Source organism: Stenotrophomonas sp. 364 (genome assembly GCF_009832905.1).
In the GTDB taxonomy this organism is placed as follows: Bacteria; Pseudomonadota; Gammaproteobacteria; order Xanthomonadales; family Xanthomonadaceae; genus Stenotrophomonas; species Stenotrophomonas maltophilia_AP.
The window spans coordinates 99397-113891 of the sequence record NZ_CP047135.1 but is presented as its reverse complement, the minus strand read 5'-3'; the positions used below and the strand labels follow the sequence as shown (position 1 = coordinate 113891).

14 protein-coding genes are annotated in these 14495 nt (G+C 69.1%); 10 read left to right on the top strand and 4 right to left on the bottom strand.

Annotated elements, in window-relative coordinates:
- Positions 1 to 12 precede the first annotated feature (12 nt).
- The 3 genes from GQ674_RS00520 to GQ674_RS00510 all read left to right on the top strand — a co-directional run bounded on the left by GQ674_RS00520 (position 13) and on the right by GQ674_RS00510 (position 2093).
- Complete coding sequence (locus tag GQ674_RS00520) at positions 13 to 516, top strand: PadR family transcriptional regulator (protein WP_159495570.1); 504 nt, start codon at positions 13 to 15, stop codon at positions 514 to 516.
- A 102-nt stretch (positions 517 to 618) separates the two neighbouring features.
- Positions 619 to 1416, top strand: a complete 798-nt coding sequence (locus GQ674_RS00515; RefSeq protein WP_159495569.1) for a siderophore-interacting protein — start codon at positions 619 to 621, stop codon at positions 1414 to 1416.
- 239 nt (positions 1417 to 1655) lie between these two features.
- Complete coding sequence (locus GQ674_RS00510) at positions 1656 to 2093, top strand: hypothetical protein (RefSeq protein WP_159495568.1); 438 nt, start codon at positions 1656 to 1658, stop codon at positions 2091 to 2093.
- 245 nt (positions 2094 to 2338) lie between these two features.
- Here the strand turns inward: GQ674_RS00510 and GQ674_RS00505 are convergent, their stop codons facing one another.
- From GQ674_RS00505 to GQ674_RS00495, 3 genes are all read right to left on the bottom strand, one after another.
- Positions 2339 to 3163 carry a hypothetical protein gene (locus GQ674_RS00505; protein WP_159495567.1) on the bottom strand — a complete coding sequence of 275 codons (825 nt, stop codon included), beginning with the start codon at positions 3161 to 3163 and terminating at the stop codon, positions 2339 to 2341.
- Positions 3164 to 3450: 287 nt separating this feature from the next.
- Positions 3451 to 4158 carry a YceI family protein gene (locus GQ674_RS00500; RefSeq protein WP_159495566.1) on the bottom strand — a complete coding sequence of 236 codons (708 nt, stop codon included), beginning with the start codon at positions 4156 to 4158 and terminating at the stop codon, positions 3451 to 3453.
- 89 nt (positions 4159 to 4247) lie between these two features.
- Positions 4248 to 4838: a malonic semialdehyde reductase gene (locus GQ674_RS00495; protein WP_128098185.1), complete on the bottom strand. Its 591-nt coding sequence runs from the start codon at positions 4836 to 4838 to the stop codon at positions 4248 to 4250.
- 130 nt (positions 4839 to 4968) lie between these two features.
- Here GQ674_RS00495 and GQ674_RS00490 point away from each other — a divergent pair, with 130 nt between their 5' ends.
- The 6 genes from GQ674_RS00490 to GQ674_RS00465 all read left to right on the top strand — a co-directional run bounded on the left by GQ674_RS00490 (position 4969) and on the right by GQ674_RS00465 (position 9273).
- Positions 4969 to 5937 (top strand): mitochondrial fission ELM1 family protein, encoded by a 969-nt coding sequence (locus tag GQ674_RS00490; RefSeq protein ID WP_159495565.1) that lies wholly within the window; start codon positions 4969 to 4971, stop codon positions 5935 to 5937.
- A gap of 37 nt (positions 5938 to 5974) precedes the next feature.
- Positions 5975 to 6838 carry a DUF2145 domain-containing protein gene (locus tag GQ674_RS00485; protein WP_159495564.1) on the top strand — a complete coding sequence of 288 codons (864 nt, stop codon included), beginning with the start codon at positions 5975 to 5977 and terminating at the stop codon, positions 6836 to 6838.
- Positions 6839 to 6906: 68 nt separating this feature from the next.
- Positions 6907 to 7428 carry a hypothetical protein gene (locus GQ674_RS00480; protein WP_236546156.1) on the top strand — a complete coding sequence of 174 codons (522 nt, stop codon included), beginning with the start codon at positions 6907 to 6909 and terminating at the stop codon, positions 7426 to 7428.
- An 11-nt stretch (positions 7429 to 7439) separates the two neighbouring features.
- A complete protein-coding gene (locus tag GQ674_RS00475; RefSeq protein WP_159495563.1) occupies positions 7440 to 7955 on the top strand; it encodes a hypothetical protein in 516 nt (171 codons plus the stop codon).
- A gap of 76 nt (positions 7956 to 8031) precedes the next feature.
- Positions 8032 to 8586 (top strand): queuosine precursor transporter, encoded by a 555-nt coding sequence (locus GQ674_RS00470; protein ID WP_038690846.1) that lies wholly within the window; start codon positions 8032 to 8034, stop codon positions 8584 to 8586.
- Between the two features lie 60 nt (positions 8587 to 8646).
- Entirely contained in the window at positions 8647 to 9273 is a 627-nt protein-coding gene (locus tag GQ674_RS00465) for a hypothetical protein (RefSeq protein ID WP_159495562.1), read from the top strand.
- A 276-nt stretch (positions 9274 to 9549) separates the two neighbouring features.
- Here GQ674_RS00465 and glnE read toward each other — a convergent pair whose 3' ends face one another.
- Positions 9550 to 12372, bottom strand: coding sequence for a bifunctional [glutamate--ammonia ligase]-adenylyl-L-tyrosine phosphorylase/[glutamate--ammonia-ligase] adenylyltransferase (glnE, locus tag GQ674_RS00460; protein WP_159495561.1), 2823 nt, complete (start codon positions 12370 to 12372; stop codon positions 9550 to 9552).
- Positions 12373 to 12950: 578 nt separating this feature from the next.
- On the opposite strand from glnE, the gene GQ674_RS00455 reads away from it, so the two are divergent.
- Positions 12951 to 14465 carry an acetyl-CoA hydrolase/transferase family protein gene (locus GQ674_RS00455; protein WP_159495560.1) on the top strand — a complete coding sequence of 505 codons (1515 nt, stop codon included), beginning with the start codon at positions 12951 to 12953 and terminating at the stop codon, positions 14463 to 14465.
- The last annotated feature ends 30 nt before the right edge of the window (positions 14466 to 14495 follow it).

Below are 14495 nucleotides of genomic sequence, written 5' to 3'. Positions count from 1 at the left end.
CGATATATCGAAATGACCGCTCCGCGCGACGTCGACCGCCCTGCCCGCCCGCTGACCGCACGCCCGCTCAGCCGCGGCGACCTGCGCCTGCTGATGCTGGCGCTGCTGGGCGAGCAGCCGCGCCATGGCTACGAGTTGATCCAGCTGATCAGCGATATGTTCGTGCGGGTATACACGCCCAGCGCGGGCTCGATCTACCCGGTGCTGGCGCAGTTCGAGGCGGCCGGCTGGGTGGGCGCCATCGAGGACGGCGGGCGCAAGCGCTACCAGCTGAGCGCGCTGGGGGTGGCCGAGTTGGCCGCGCAGCGCGAAGATGTGGACGCGGCGCTGCGCCGGGTGCGCGACAGCGCGCGCACGATCACCAAGGCCAACCTGCCGCCCAGCGTGCGCGATGCCCTGCGCGAGCTGAAAACCGCGCTGGGCCTGTGCCACGGCCGCTGGAACGAGACCAACGCCAGCAGCGTGGCGCAGGCCCTGCGTGACGCCGCCACCCATATCCGCGGGCAAGGACGCTGAGCATGCCGTTGCCCCCTTCCACGTATTCGACCCAGCCAGCCCCGGCCAGCCAGGTCTTCCCCCTACGCCGCGCTGCGGCGCATTTGATTACAGGTGTTCCCCATGGCTGTGCATGAAAACAAACTGCTGCGTCATACCGTGAAGTTCCGTCCGCTGCAGGTGCTGCGCACCGAAGAGATCAGCCCGTGCATGCGCCGGGTGATCGTGGGCGGGCCGGCGCTGGAGGGCTTCGATTCGCCCTCGCCCGACGACCACGTGAAGCTGTTCTTCCCCAATGCCGAGGGGCAGTTCGTGGTGCCGTTGATGACCCCGGAAGGCCCGCGCTACCCGGAAGGCCAGCAGCCCTCGCCCGCCCGCGACTACACCCCGCGCTGGTGGGACCTCGAGGCCGGTGAGCTGGCGCTGGATTTCGTCATGCATGGTCACGGCGTCGCGTCGAGCTGGGCCGCCAACGCGCAGCCGGGCGACGCGATCGCGGTGGGCGGCCCGCGCGGCTCGCACATGACCGCACCGGACTACGACACCTACGTGCTGATTGGCGATGAGACCGCGCTGCCGGCGATTGGCCGCTGGCTGGAGACGCTGCCGGAAGGCGCGCAGGCCGATGTGTATATCGAGATTCCCGAGTCGGGCGACCGCCAGGAACTGCCGGAGGATGACCGCATCCGGGTGTCGTGGCTGGAGCGCAACGGCTTCGATGCGGCCAGCAGCACGCTGCTGGAAGACGTGCTGACCGATTTCGAGGAGCCCGAGGGCGACACGTTCTACTGGATCGCCACCGAGTCGCGCCGGGCGCGGATGATGCGCAAATACATCGAAGGCCACCTGGGCGTGCCCAAGGACTGGATCCGCTCGACCGGTTACTGGAAGGCCCACGCCGACGAGCACGACGGGGATTGAGCCGCGCTGCCTCCCCGGTGCTGTGTGCGGGTGCCGGGCCACGGTAGCGACAGCGGGCTGTCGTTGGTGCGAGCGGGGCCCGGGCGGCTACCGCGGGTGGAAGCCCGTTACTGCGGCCTGCCTGCAGCGCCGCGTGGTGGAAGGACGGCGGGAACCCCGCCGAGGCGGTTGGCGGTAGTCAGACCGCGACGGGCACCGGCTGCGAATGCGACAATCGCGTTTTGGGCCGGTGCTTTTCCATGCAAGCAGTTTCTTCTTCGGCGCTGGCCGACCTGATCGCCCGCGCCGAGCGCGCCGACCCCGCCCTGGATGCCGCGCTGACCGCGCTGGCGCCGTCGGTGGGCGGCAACGTGGCGCCGCTGCGCGCGGCGATGGTGCCGCTGGCACAGGCGCTGACGGCGCTGGTGCAGGCCAACGCGGATATCGGCCTGGTGGCCGATGAGCTGCGCCGGTACCAGAAGTTTGCCGCGCCCGGTAAGCCGAGCCTGCAGATCGTGCAGCTGCGCAAGCAGCAGGCCACGGTGAAGCAGGCCGCGCTGATTGCCCGGCAGAATTTCGCCCAGGCCACGCACGCCTTCCTGCGCGACGGCGGGTTGACCGCACCGGCACGCCGGCTGCCCACCGACTTTGCCACCGCGTGGCTGGGCAAGGTGGCCGCAGCGGTAGCGGCGGAGTAAGCGCAACGCCGCGCGCGGGCATGGGGCACCGCAACCGCGTAGAGCCGGGCTCTGCCCGGCTTGTGTCCGGCAGCCATGACACCGGAACGAAAGGCAGCCGGGCAGAGCCCGGCGCTACGTCGCTTGGGTCAAGCGTTGGTAACGACAGCAACCGCGTAGAGCCGGGCTCTGCCCGGCTTGTGTCCGACATCCACGACGCCGGAACGAAAGGCAGCCGGGCAGAGCCCGGCGCTACGTCGCTTGGGTCAAGCGTTCATGGCCGCCGACTTGGATGATGCGTCAGTTACGTTCGCCGCCACACGCCGCCAGCCATAACGCTTGGCCAGGCCTACCTCGATCAGTACCAGCGCCATGATGATCAGCAGCGGCAGCAGCAGGCCGAAATAGAGGCCGGGCATCATGCTGGTGAGCTGCGCCTTGAGCAGGCGGATGACGCCTTTGGTGTGCAGCAACTCGTTCATGCGCATGCCCAGCGCTTCGCGGAAGACCTTCTTGTCCACGCCGCTGTAGCCGGCCACTTCCTTGGACACGCTGTCTTCCACCCATTGCGACATCAACGCGCTGCGCACGTGTTGAATGCCGCTGCGGGTCCAGCGTGTGAGCGTGCCTTCGCCCTGCAGGTAGCTGGCCCCGGGCAACGGGTGATCGGCCAGGTAGGCGTCCACCACCTGGCGGGTGGCGTCGTGCACGGTCGCATCGCTGCGCATCAACGTGGCGAGGGCGGGATCGTCGAGGGACTGTTCGAAATCCACCATCCAGCTGGCCACCAGGGTCTGCAGGTGCGGCTGGAAATGGTCGATCTGTTTGTACAGCGCGCGCTGCGCGCCGGCGGCAAAGCCCAGCTGCAGGCCGGTGAAGGCGAACAGCAGCGGCAGCAGCACCACGTAGGTCGCCAGGGTGTAATGGTGCCAGCGGTTGCGCCGGGCGAACCAGCGGCGGCGATGCATGGCGAGCCAGGTGGCGATGCCCAGGCCCAGGCCGACCAGTGTGCCGATCAGGCTGCCGCCGACCAGGTCGAGCAGGCTCAGGCCGGTCCAGAATTCCATCATCCAATACTGTGCGTCTTGCACGGGTGTGCTCCTGTTGTGCGTGAAGCGGGGGAGTGTAGGCGATGCGGCGATGGCCCACCCCGGTAGAGCCGACCGTTGGTCGGCTGTCGCGGCAATCGGTGCACGACGTAAATGCAACGGCAGCCGACCAACGGTCGGCTCTACCCCGGGGGACGACACGGACAAGGGAGGGGCCACGCAATCAACGGGCGTCACGCAAACAACGGTGCGCCACGCCCCCCCTGCACCACCCAAACAAAAAGCCCGCCTTTCGGCGGGCTTTCTGCTGTTTCTACATCAGCAACCGATCAGGCAGCCGGCTTTTCGCCGGTGGCTTCGGTGGTGATGCGGATGTTCACTTCATCGCTGACGTTCGGGGCATACGCGCCCACGCCGAAATCGCTGCGCTTGATGGTGGTGGTGGCGTCGAAGCCGGCAGCCGGCACCTTGGCCATCGGGTGCTCGCCACCGCCGTTGATCGTCACATCCAGGGTCACCGGCTTGGTGATGTCCTTGATGGTCAGGTCGCCGGTGACGGTGAGCTTGTTGGTGCCGTTGGCTTCCACCTTGGTGCTCTTGAACGAAGCCGCCGGGAACTTGGCGGCGTCGAAGAAGTCGGCGCTCTTCAGGTGCTCGTCGAACTTGGCGGTGAAGCTGTTGAGGCCGGTCAGCGGCAGCTTCACTTCCACGGTGGACTTGGTCACGTCGGCCGCGTCATACACCAGGGTGCCTTCGGCCGCGCCGAAGTGCGCGGTCGGGTGCGAGAAGCCGAAGTGGCTCCACTGCGCCAGCACGTCGGTGTGGGTCGGGTCGAGCTTGTAGGTGCCCGAAGCGATCTGGATGGCCTCGGCAGCCGGGGCGGCCGGAGCAGCAGCGGCGTCGGCAGCCGGGGTGGTGGCGGCAGCGGCCGGAGCAGCGTCGGCGGCCGGGGCAGCAGCTTCGTCGGCCGGCTTGGAGCAGGCGGCGATGGCCAGGGTGAGGGCCAGCGGCAACAGCAGTTTGCGGGTCATGGTCATGTCAGGTCTCTCTCGAATGCGAAGGGAAAAGTACAAAGGTGAGACAAACAGCCCGTCCGCTCAGACGGGCCGGGGTCTGGCGGAAACGCTTATGCGATGCGTGCTGCTTCGTCGAAGCTCAGGCGGGGCAGCCGCGGGAACAGGCCCGAAGAATCACCGTACCCCAAGTTGACCAGGAAATTCGACTTGATCGCGGTGCCCTTGAAGAAGGCTTCGTCGACCTTGGCATTGTCGAAGCCGGACATCGGGCCGGCATCCAGACCCAGCGCGCGGGCGGCCAGGATCAGGTAGGCGCCCTGCAGGCTGCCGTTGCGGAAGGCGCCTTCGGTACGGGCTTCACGCGGGCCGTCGAACCACGCCTTGGCGTCGGTGTGCGGGAACAGGTAGGGCAGCTTTTCGTGGAAGTCTTCGTCGAAGGCGACGATCACCGTGACCGGCGCGGCCAGGGTCTTGTCGTGGTTGCCTTCAGACAGGGCCGGGGCAAGCTTGGCCTTGGCTTCGGGGCTCTTCACGAACACGAAGCGCGCCGGGCTGCCGTTGGCCGCGGTCGGGCCCCACTTCAGCAGCTCGTACAGCGCCTGCAGCTGGCTGTCTTCGACGGGGGTGTCGAGGAAGGCGTTCTGGGTGCGGGCGGTACGGAACAGCTGGTCAAGCGCAGCATCGTTGAGCACGTGGGACATGAAGCCTCCAGAAAAGGGGGAGAAACCGGGTGTCGCCTGCCGGCTGGTCGGGGTGACCGTGGGAGGGGCGAAGGCTGGCAGTGTAGAGTGTCGTGACAGTTGCAACACCCAGCCTGACTGAAACGAATTAATGCCATACGTGAAACGATGGAGTCCGCCCTGGACGATCACTGACGGCCGTGCCGGCAATGTGCGGCAGGCGGTGGCGCTGGCGTCGGCACTGAAACGGGGCGCGCATCAACCGCTGGTGCTGACCCCGCGCGCGCCGTGGCGCTGGCTGGCGCCGCGCTGGCTGCCGGGCGCCGCCCGCGGATTCGGCGAGGCCTTCCAACAGCTGGCCGCCGAACACCCGCAGCTGGCCATCGGCTGTGGCCGGCAAGCCGCCGGGGCGCTGCGCGAACTGCGCCGGGGCGGCACCAAGGTGGTGCAGATTCTGGACCCGCGGATCAGCGCGCGGCACTGGGACCTGGTGGTGGTGCCCGAACACGACCGCCTGCGCGGCAGCAACGTCCTGACCCTGCTGGGCAGCCTGAACCCGGTCAACGATGACTGGCTGGCGTGCGGGCGCGCGGCGTTTGCCGCCTTCGGTGCACTGCCCGGCCCGCGTACTGCGTTGCTGGTGGGTGGCCCTACCCCGCACGCGCCGTGGCACGAGCCGCACATGGTGCAGGTGTTCCAGCAGTTGGCCGCACAGCTGCGTGCCGAGGGCGGCAGTCTGCTGGCCACCACCTCGCGGCGCACGCCGCCGGCACTGGTGGGCGCGCTGCGCAGTGCCTTCGCCGATGTTCCGCATGTGATCTGGGGTGACGGCGGCGACGGCGTCAATCCGTATGCGGGGCTGCTGGGTTGGGCCAACCGCGTGGTGGTGTCGCCCGATTCGGTGAACCTGCTGTCCGAGGCGTGCGCCACGCGCATGCCGGTGGCGGTGGCGCTGGCCGACCAGGCGCAGGCGCGGCTGGCGCAGTTCCAACAGGCGCTGCGCGAACGCGGGCGGTTGCAAGCGCGCTGGCTGGACTGGCACACCGACGGGCGCATCGAACCGCTGCGCGAGACCACGCGCATCGCCGCCGAAGTGCAGGCGCGTCTGCTGCCGGTATGATGCGCCGGCGGCACCGTGCCGTGGGAGAACACGCCTCATGGAAGACCGCCGCCCTGCGATGATCACGCGCCTGCGCCAGGCGCTGCTGTGTGGGCTGCTGCTGGGCACTGCCGCGCTCGCCCACGCCGAACCGCAGTGCGTGGAGCGCTACCCGACGCCGGCCGCGCTGGCGTCGATGTTCGATGTGGCGCTGGCAACCACCGACGCACTGGATGCGCTGGACGGTGTGGACGTGGTGCTGGTGGCACGCGGCGGCCAGGACCTGAGCAAGTACGGGTTGCGCCACAGCCACGTGGCGTTCCTGCTGCGCGGGGACGACGGCCAGTGGCGCGCGGTGCACCTGCTCAACCCGTGCAAGACCGCCGATTCGCACCTGTTCCGCGAAGGCGTGGCTACCTTCATCGGTGAAACCTCGGCGCATACCGACCTGCGCATCGGCGTGCCCACGCCGGCGCTGCGGGCGACGTTGAAAACGATGCTGACCCAACCCGCCATCCAGGCACGCGCCCTGCACGAAACACGCTACAGCGTGGTGGCCTACCCGTTCAGTACCGAATACCAGAACTCCAACCAATGGATACTGGAAGTGCTGGCGGCGGCGTTGGCGCAGAATGAAGATGGCACGCTCATCGTCAACCGCACCCAGGCGCAGGCCTGGTTGAAGCAGCATAAGTACCGGCCCAGCACGCTGCACATCGGCGTGGCCAAGCGCTTGGGCGCACGCTTCTTCGTGCCCAATGCGGCCGTTACCGACCACCCGGCGGGCGAGCGCATTTCGGGCAATTACTCGGTGGTGACGGTGGAATCGGTGTTCGACTTCGTGCAGCAGCAGAAGGGGCTGCAGATGGAACTGCCGATCGCGCACGTGGCGGTGGACGGCATTACCGCGCCCAAGCCGTGAGTCAGCTGCGGGCAGCACGATTGCAGGCATACTGCCGGCCTTATACGGATGCCCCCAAGGAAACGCTGATGACACGGATTGCCCGCCTTACCGTTTCGCCGCTGCTGGCCGTTGCGTTGTGCGCCACCAGCGTGCCTGCCTCGGCGCAGATGTTGACCGGGAACAAGCACCCGGTGGCCAGCAGCGTCATCGTGACCTCGATCGTGAGCGTGGTGGTGATCACCGCGCCGATCTGGATGGTCTCGGCCGGGGTGAGCAAGGCCAGCGACGGTTCGGCCCGGCGCAGCCGCGCACGCGCCGAGGCGAAGAAGGCCCAGCCGCTGCCGCCGCTGACCGTGGAAAAGGTGGAGCACACCGCCGATGGCGGCATCCAGCTGGCCCTGCAGAACCCGCAGGCGCCCGATGACCTGGCCGTGCTGCAGTGGCCGGCCCAGGCCGACAGCCCGGTAACCGCCGTGGCCGTGGGCGACGTGCTGGCCTTCACCCCCACCGAGGGCGGCGCCGGCTGGAACGTGGCCAATGCGCAGGGCACCACGCTGGCGTTCCTGCCCACCGACCCGGACGCGGCGCAGCCGAGTACGCGCTGGTAAGGCGCTGCCGCATGACAAAGACATTCGCGCTTTCTGTGCTGGCGGTGGCACTGCTGGCCCCCGCCCTGCCCGCGTCGGCGCAGGACCTGAGCCGCGCCTCGCCGGTGACCAGCAGCGTGCTGGCCACCTCGGTGGTGAGCCTGGCGGTGATCACCGCACCGGTGTGGTTGAGCGCGCTGGGGGTCAGCGAACTGCATGACGCCTCGATGCCGCACAACCGCGCTGCCCGGGCCGCGGCGAAGAAGGCCGGGCCGCTGCCGCCCCTGACCGTGGAACGCGTGGCCCAGCAGCCCGATGGCGCTTACCGCGTGGACCTGCGCAACCCGCAGGCGCCGGACGAGCTGGCGGTGGTGGAATGGCCGGCCCGTGCCGACAACCCCGCCACCGGCGTGAAGGCGGGCGACGTGCTGGACTTCAAACCGACCCCGGCCGGTGCCGGCTGGACCGTTGCCAACGCCAACGGCGCGGCGCTGGCGTTCCTGCCGACGACCACCGCGACGGCCACCAGCATGAGCGAACGCTTCTAGATGAACCGGCCCGGGGTGGCCCCGCGCCGCCCAAGCCCGGATAATCCGCCGCTTCCCTGACTTCCCCCGGTGCGCCATGTCTGTGCGTCCTTCGATCACCTTTGCCCCGTTGACCCCGCGCGCGCTGTTGCTGGCGGTGCTGGCCATGGGCGCGGTGGTGCTGGGCAGCAACGTGCTGGTGCAGTACCCGATCAACGACTGGCTGACCTGGGGCGCCTTCAGCTACCCGGTGGCGTTCCTGGTGAGCAACCTGATCAATCGGCGCTTCGGGCCGCAGGCCGCGCGCAAGGTGGCCTGGGCGGGGTTCGCGCTGGCGGTGGTGTTGTCGATCTGGATCGCCACGCCGCGCATCGCGGTGGCCTCGTGCCTGGCCTTCATTGCCGCGCAGCTGCTGGACATCACCGTGTTCGACCGGCTGCGCCGCGGGCACTGGTGGCGCGCGCCGATGGTGGCCACCACCTGCAGCGCCACGCTGGACACGACGATCTTCTGGAGCATCGCCTTTGCCGGCTCCAGCTTGCCGTGGGTGAGCTGGGCCGCGGGCGACCTGGCGGTGAAGCTCACCATCGGTGTGTTTCTGCTGGCGCCGTTCCGCGCGTTGCTGTGGAAGATGGCGCCGCGCGCGGCGTAAACCCTGCGGCGGCCGTGCACTGGCTGGACAGTGCGCACGTGGGTGCAACAGGCTGTAGCGATGGAAACCGATGCCACCTACAAGATTGCCGTGGAGCGCCAGGTGCGCGTACGCATGGCCGCCGTTGCTGCCACCCACGCCGACGTGCGTACGCGCGGTCTGGACTGGGTGGTGCGTGAGGGGAAGACCGAACTGGCCAGCGCCGGGCTGTACCCGCTGCGTGCGGCAGGGGGCTGGGCGGCAACGTTGACCGTGCACTGCCCCACGGCAATGGCGTTCTGCAGGACGTGGGCCGACGGCACCACTTCGGCGTTGCCCAACCCGGACATGCTGCTGGCGGTGATGTCCACGGCCGGCGGCATGCCCGGCTTTGCCGGCCACAGTGGCGTGATCGTGCGGGCCGGCACCCACGATGCCGATGCACTGGCGCAGCAGCTGGTCGACCGCCTGGCCGATGCCGCGCTGACGCGCGCGTTGGCCTGGCGTACGGTGCCGGTGGCGCTGATCGATGACGTGGTGGCGCACAGCGCGTTCTACGCCTGGCCGCTGCAGACGGTGCTGTACATCGCGCAGCGCAATGGCCTGGCGGCCGACGCCCCCCAGCTGCGCGACGCGCTGCAACGCCGCGCCATCCTGCGCCGTGGTGAACGCGACCGGGCCTTGGTGCAGCGCGTGTTGCGGGGGTAGAGCCACCCCATGGGGGCTGCGCGGTGGCTGCGGGGTGCCGGGCGAAGTGCAGCCGGGCAGAGCCCGGCTCTACGGGGGCGGGTGTCCCGAGCGAATTCCAGATGCAACGCGATGGCGGTCGCCGTGCCACGTTTGGCACGCGCGGCGTAGCGCCGGGCGCTGCCCGGCTGCTTTCCGGTCAGACATCGTGACCGCCTGATGCAAGCCGGGCAGAGCCCGGCTCTACGCGGTGGCTTGTGTCATGACGGCCTGATGCAAGCCGGGCAGCGCCCGGCGCTACGCGGGGTGCGGGGTCTGGAACGGGAGGCCGGCTGCTTCGCAGGCGGCGCTGATGACCGCGCGGGCTTCTTCCAGCGCGGGCGTGGGCGCGGCCAGGCGCGGGCGGCGGTCGAGGGTGCAGGCCAGGCCGACGTCCAGCAGTGCGGCGTGCGCGTCATGCAGGCCCTGGCGGGTGCCGCCAGGCAACCAGGCGATGGTGGCCAGGGCGTCGATCAGGCCGGGCGTGTCGCGCGGTTCCAACACCTGCGGATGCGCGCCGGCGCTGTCGAGGACGCCGATCTGCAGCAGGAATTCCAGGTCGACGATGCCACCGGCGCCCTGCTTCAGGTCCAGCCGCGCGGCGTCGCTGCGGTCCAGTTCGGTGCGCATGCGTGCGCGCATTTTTATGACGTCTGCGTAGAGCACGTCGGTATCGCGGGGCCGGGCGAGCGTCTGCGCGCGCACGCGTTCGAAATCGGCCAGCAGGGTGGCGTCGCCGGCGATGCCACGTGCGCGTACCAGCGCCTGGTGTTCCCAGGTCCACGCACGCTCGCGCTGGTACTCGGTGTAGCTGGCCAGCGAGGACACCAGCGCGCCCTTGCCACCGTCCGGGCGCAGGCGCACGTCGATGTCGTACAGGCGGCCGGCGGCGGTGACCGCGCCCAGCAGGGCCATCACCTTCTGTGCCAAGCGTGCATACCAGCGGCCCGGGTCGAGCGGGCGCTTGCCGTCGCTACTGTCCTGGTCGGCCGGGTGGTCGTGCAGGAACACCAGGTCCAGGTCCGAGCCGAAGCCCAATTCCAGCCCGCCCAGGCTGCCGTAGCCGATGATCGCAAAGCGTCCGCCGGGGATCACGCCGTGCGCCTGCTGCATGTCGGCGGCAGCCAGCGCATGCACGGTCACCACTACCGCCTGGGCCAGTTCGGCCAGCTGCCGGGTGCTGTCCACGGCGCGCTGGCGGCCGTCGAGGGTGGCCAGCGCCATGCGGAAGCTGAGCGCCAGGCGGGTTTCGTTGAGCAGGCGCAGCGCGGCTTCGGGATCGTCCACGGCCAGCGCGGCATCGCACTCGGCCTGCATCGCGTCCGCGTCGGGCATCGGCCCGGACACACGGACATCCAGCAACTCATCCAGCAGCAATGGGTAGGCCGCCAGCCGTTCGGCCAGCAGCGCGCTGCGCGCCAATACGTCCACCAGCCGCGCCAGCGCGCTGGGTTGTTCGTCCAGCAGCGCCAGGTAGCTGGTGCGGCGCAGGATGGCCTGCAGCAGGCCGAGCACGCGCTTGAGCGCGGCGTCGGGCTGGGGCGACCGGGTGGCGGCGTGCAGCAGCGCCGGCAGCACGCGGTCCAGTCGCGCGCGGGCGCTGTCGGACAGCGACTTCACGCCAAGCGACTGCGCGAAATCGCGCAGCGACTGGTCGGCGCTGTGCGGGTCGTGGAAGCCGGCCTCGGCGAGGATCTCGGCGCTGCCGTTGTCGGGCAGGCCGCGCCAGTAGTTGGACAGCGCATTGGGCGCGGCCTGGCCCTTGCGCGGGGCCAGCAGCGCGCCGAACTCGGTACTGACCCGGGTGCGTTGCACCTCCAGCGCGGCCACCAGCGCGTCCCAGTCGGGGTAGCCCAGGCCGGTGGCGATGCGCAGGCGGTCGGTGGGGTCGGTCGGCAGCGCGTGGGTCTGCGCATCGCGCAGCATCTGCAGGCGGTTTTCCAGCCGGCGCAGAAAGCCGTAGGCATGCAGCAGGTCGTCACCGTCCTGCACAGCCATCTGCCCACACGCCACCAGCGCGGGCAGCGCATGCAGCAGGCGGCGTTCGCGCAGGCTGGCTTCGCGACCGCCGCGGATCAGCTGCAGGGCCTGGCACAGGAATTCGATTTCGCGGATGCCGCCGGGGCCACGTTTGATGTCGTCGAACATTTCCCGGCGCGAGACTTCGGCGGTGATCGCCGCCTTCATCTCGCGCAGGCCATCGAGTGCGGTGAAATCGAGGTAGCGGCGGTACACGAACGGGCGCAGCGTCTGCAGCCACGCTTCACCGGCGGCGATGTCGCCGGCCACCGCGCGCGCCTTGAGCCAGGCGTAGCGTTCCCAGTCGCGGCCTTCGCGCTGGAAGTACTGGTCCATGCCGGCAAACGACAGCGCCACCCGGCCGGCACTGCCGAACGGACGCAGGCGCAGGTCGACGCGGTGGCTGAAGCCGTCCACGGTGGTTTCGTCCAGCAGCCGCGCCAGGCGCTGGCCGAGCCGGGCGAAGTATTCCTCGGCGGCCAGCGGGCGCGCGCCGTCGGATTCACCGCCTTGCGGGTAGGCGTAGACCAGGTCGACATCGGAGCTGAAATTGAGTTCGCCGCCGCCGAGCTTGCCCAGCCCGAACACCACCAGTTGCTGGGCGCTGCCGTCGGCGGCGCGGACCACGCCATGCCGGGTGGCAAATTCCTGCTCGAGCGCGGCCAGGCCGATGCCCAGGCAGTCTTCGGCCAGGGCGGTGGCGCCGGCCAGGGTGGCGGGCACGTCGTCGAGCCCGGCCAGGTCGCGCCAGATCAGCCGGGTGGAGGCGGCGGTGCGATAGCGGCGCAGGCGCTGCGGCCAGTCACTGGGGTGCTGGGGGTCCAGCTCGGGGCGCGCCAGCGGGGGGCAGCCGGGCTGGATGAGGTGGGCCAGCAGCGCCGGTTGGCGGCACAGGGTATCGATGGCGAAATCGCTGGTGATGGCCAGCAGGCGTACCTGGTCCAGAACCTGGGCCGGCGGCGGCCAGGTGCCGCTGTCGCCCAGCGACAGGGCCAGGCGCGCCAGGGCGCGGTCGACGAGGGGAACGAGGGCGGCGGGGACAGCGTCGGCGGGAATCGGCATGCAGGGATTATGCAGGGCGCTGGGGGTGCCTACGTATTGCCGGGTGCGCGAAGCGGGAGGGTGGCGATACCTGCCGTCGGTCTTTCTTCGGCCGAGGTCATGCGTTCGCCGCGGCGATGGGCTGGGGCGGCGGTCGATGGGGATCCGACCCTACCGGGTGGGTTTGTGGGCGCTGGACGTGTCCGCGGCCATGGAGCCCCTGCCCCGCCAGCGCGAGATGGTGCGTAGAGCCGGGCTCTGCCCGGCTTGGGTCGGGCGTGCATGACGTTAGAGCGCAGAGCAGCCGGGCAGAGCCCGGCTCTACGGGGCGCCATTGCCGAATTTCAGGCAATAAAAAGCCCGCTTGCAGCGAACTGCCAGCGGGCTCTGCTCCCTCCCCCACGTCGGGATGCAGGTCGATCTTCTAGGGTCCTCGGAAAAGTTGCACGCTGCACTGCAAAACAATACTTGCGGGTACAGAAGTCATTGCAAAACTGAACAGGGGGTGCCGATAGCCCGAAGCGCCATCCCACCTTGGTCGCACACCCCGTTCGGCGTGGATCGCCGATAATGCAGATCCCCCCAGAAACGTTGTCGTCATGTCTGTCGATCGCATTGCCAACGCGCGTCTGCGTGACCGCGTTGTATCCGCTGAAGCTGCCGCCGCCCTGATCCAGCCGGGTGAAACCGTCGCCATGAGCGGCTTTACCGGTTCAGGTTATCCCAAGGCGGTGCCGGTGGCGCTGGCCCAGCGCATCGAGGCGGTGCATGCCCAGGGGCTGCCTTTCCAGATCAGCCTGATGACCGGCGCGTCCACCGCCCCGGAGCTGGACGGTGCCCTGGCCAAGGCCGACGGCATCGCCATGCGCATGCCGTTCCAGAGCGACCCGGATGCACGCAACCGCATCAACGAGGGCAAGCTGGATTACATCGACATCCACCTCAGCCACGTGGCCCAGCACGTGTGGTTCGGGTTCTATGGCGACATCGACACCGCCGTGGTGGAAGTGTCTGCCATTCGCGAGGACGGCTCGCTGGTGCCGTCCACCTCGGTGGGCAACAACAAGACCTGGCTGGACCTGGCCAAGAAGGTGATCATCGAGGTCAACGAATGGCAGCCGGCCGGCGTGGACGGCATGCACGACATCTACTACGGCACGGCGCTACCGCCGCACCGCAAGCCGATTCCGCTGGTGCACGCCAACGACCGCATCGGCGAAACCTCGCTGCGCTGCGACCCGGACAAGATCGTGGCGGTGGTGCGCACCAACGGCCCGGACCGCAACAGCCCGTTCAGCCCGATCGACACCACCAGCGAGCAGATCGCCGAACACCTGATCGATTTCCTGAAGCACGAAGTGGCCAAGGGCCGGCTGCCGGCCAACCTGCTGCCGCTGCAGAGCGGCGTGGGCAACATTCCCAACGCGGTGCTGGCCGGGCTGGCCAGGAGCGGCTTCCGCGACCTGGCCGCGTTCACCGAGGTCATCCAGGACGGCATGCTCGACCTGCTGCGCGACGGGGTGCTGAGCTATGCCTCGTGCACCGGGTTTGCACTGAGCCCGCAGGCCAATGAAACGTTCAAGGCGAACATCGATTTCTATCGCGAGCGCATTATCATGCGCACGCAGGAAATCTCGAACCATCCCGAACTGGTGCGCCGCCTGGGCTGCATCGGCATGAACGGGATGATCGAGGTGGACCTGTACGGCAACGTCAATTCCACCCATGTGATGGGCACGCGGATCATGAACGGCATTGGCGGCTCGGGCGACTTCGCGCGCAACGGGTTCCTGTCGGCGTTCCTGAGCCCGTCCACGGCCAAGAACGGCAGCATCTCGGCGATCGTGCCGATGGTGAGCCACGTGGACCACACCGAGCACGACGTGTCGGTGATCGTGACCGAGCAGGGCCTGGCCGACCTGCGCGGGCTGACCCCGCGCAAGCGCGCGCGGGTGGTGATCGACAACTGCGCGCATCCGGATTTCCGCGACCAGCTCAACGATTATTTCGAGCGCGCCAGCCGCGACAGTTACGGCAAGCACACCCCGCATCTGCTGCCCGAAGCGTTGTCGTGGCACCAGCGGTGGCTGGACACGGGCACGATGAAGGCGTGATCCACCGGCGGTAGGCCACGACCGTTGGTC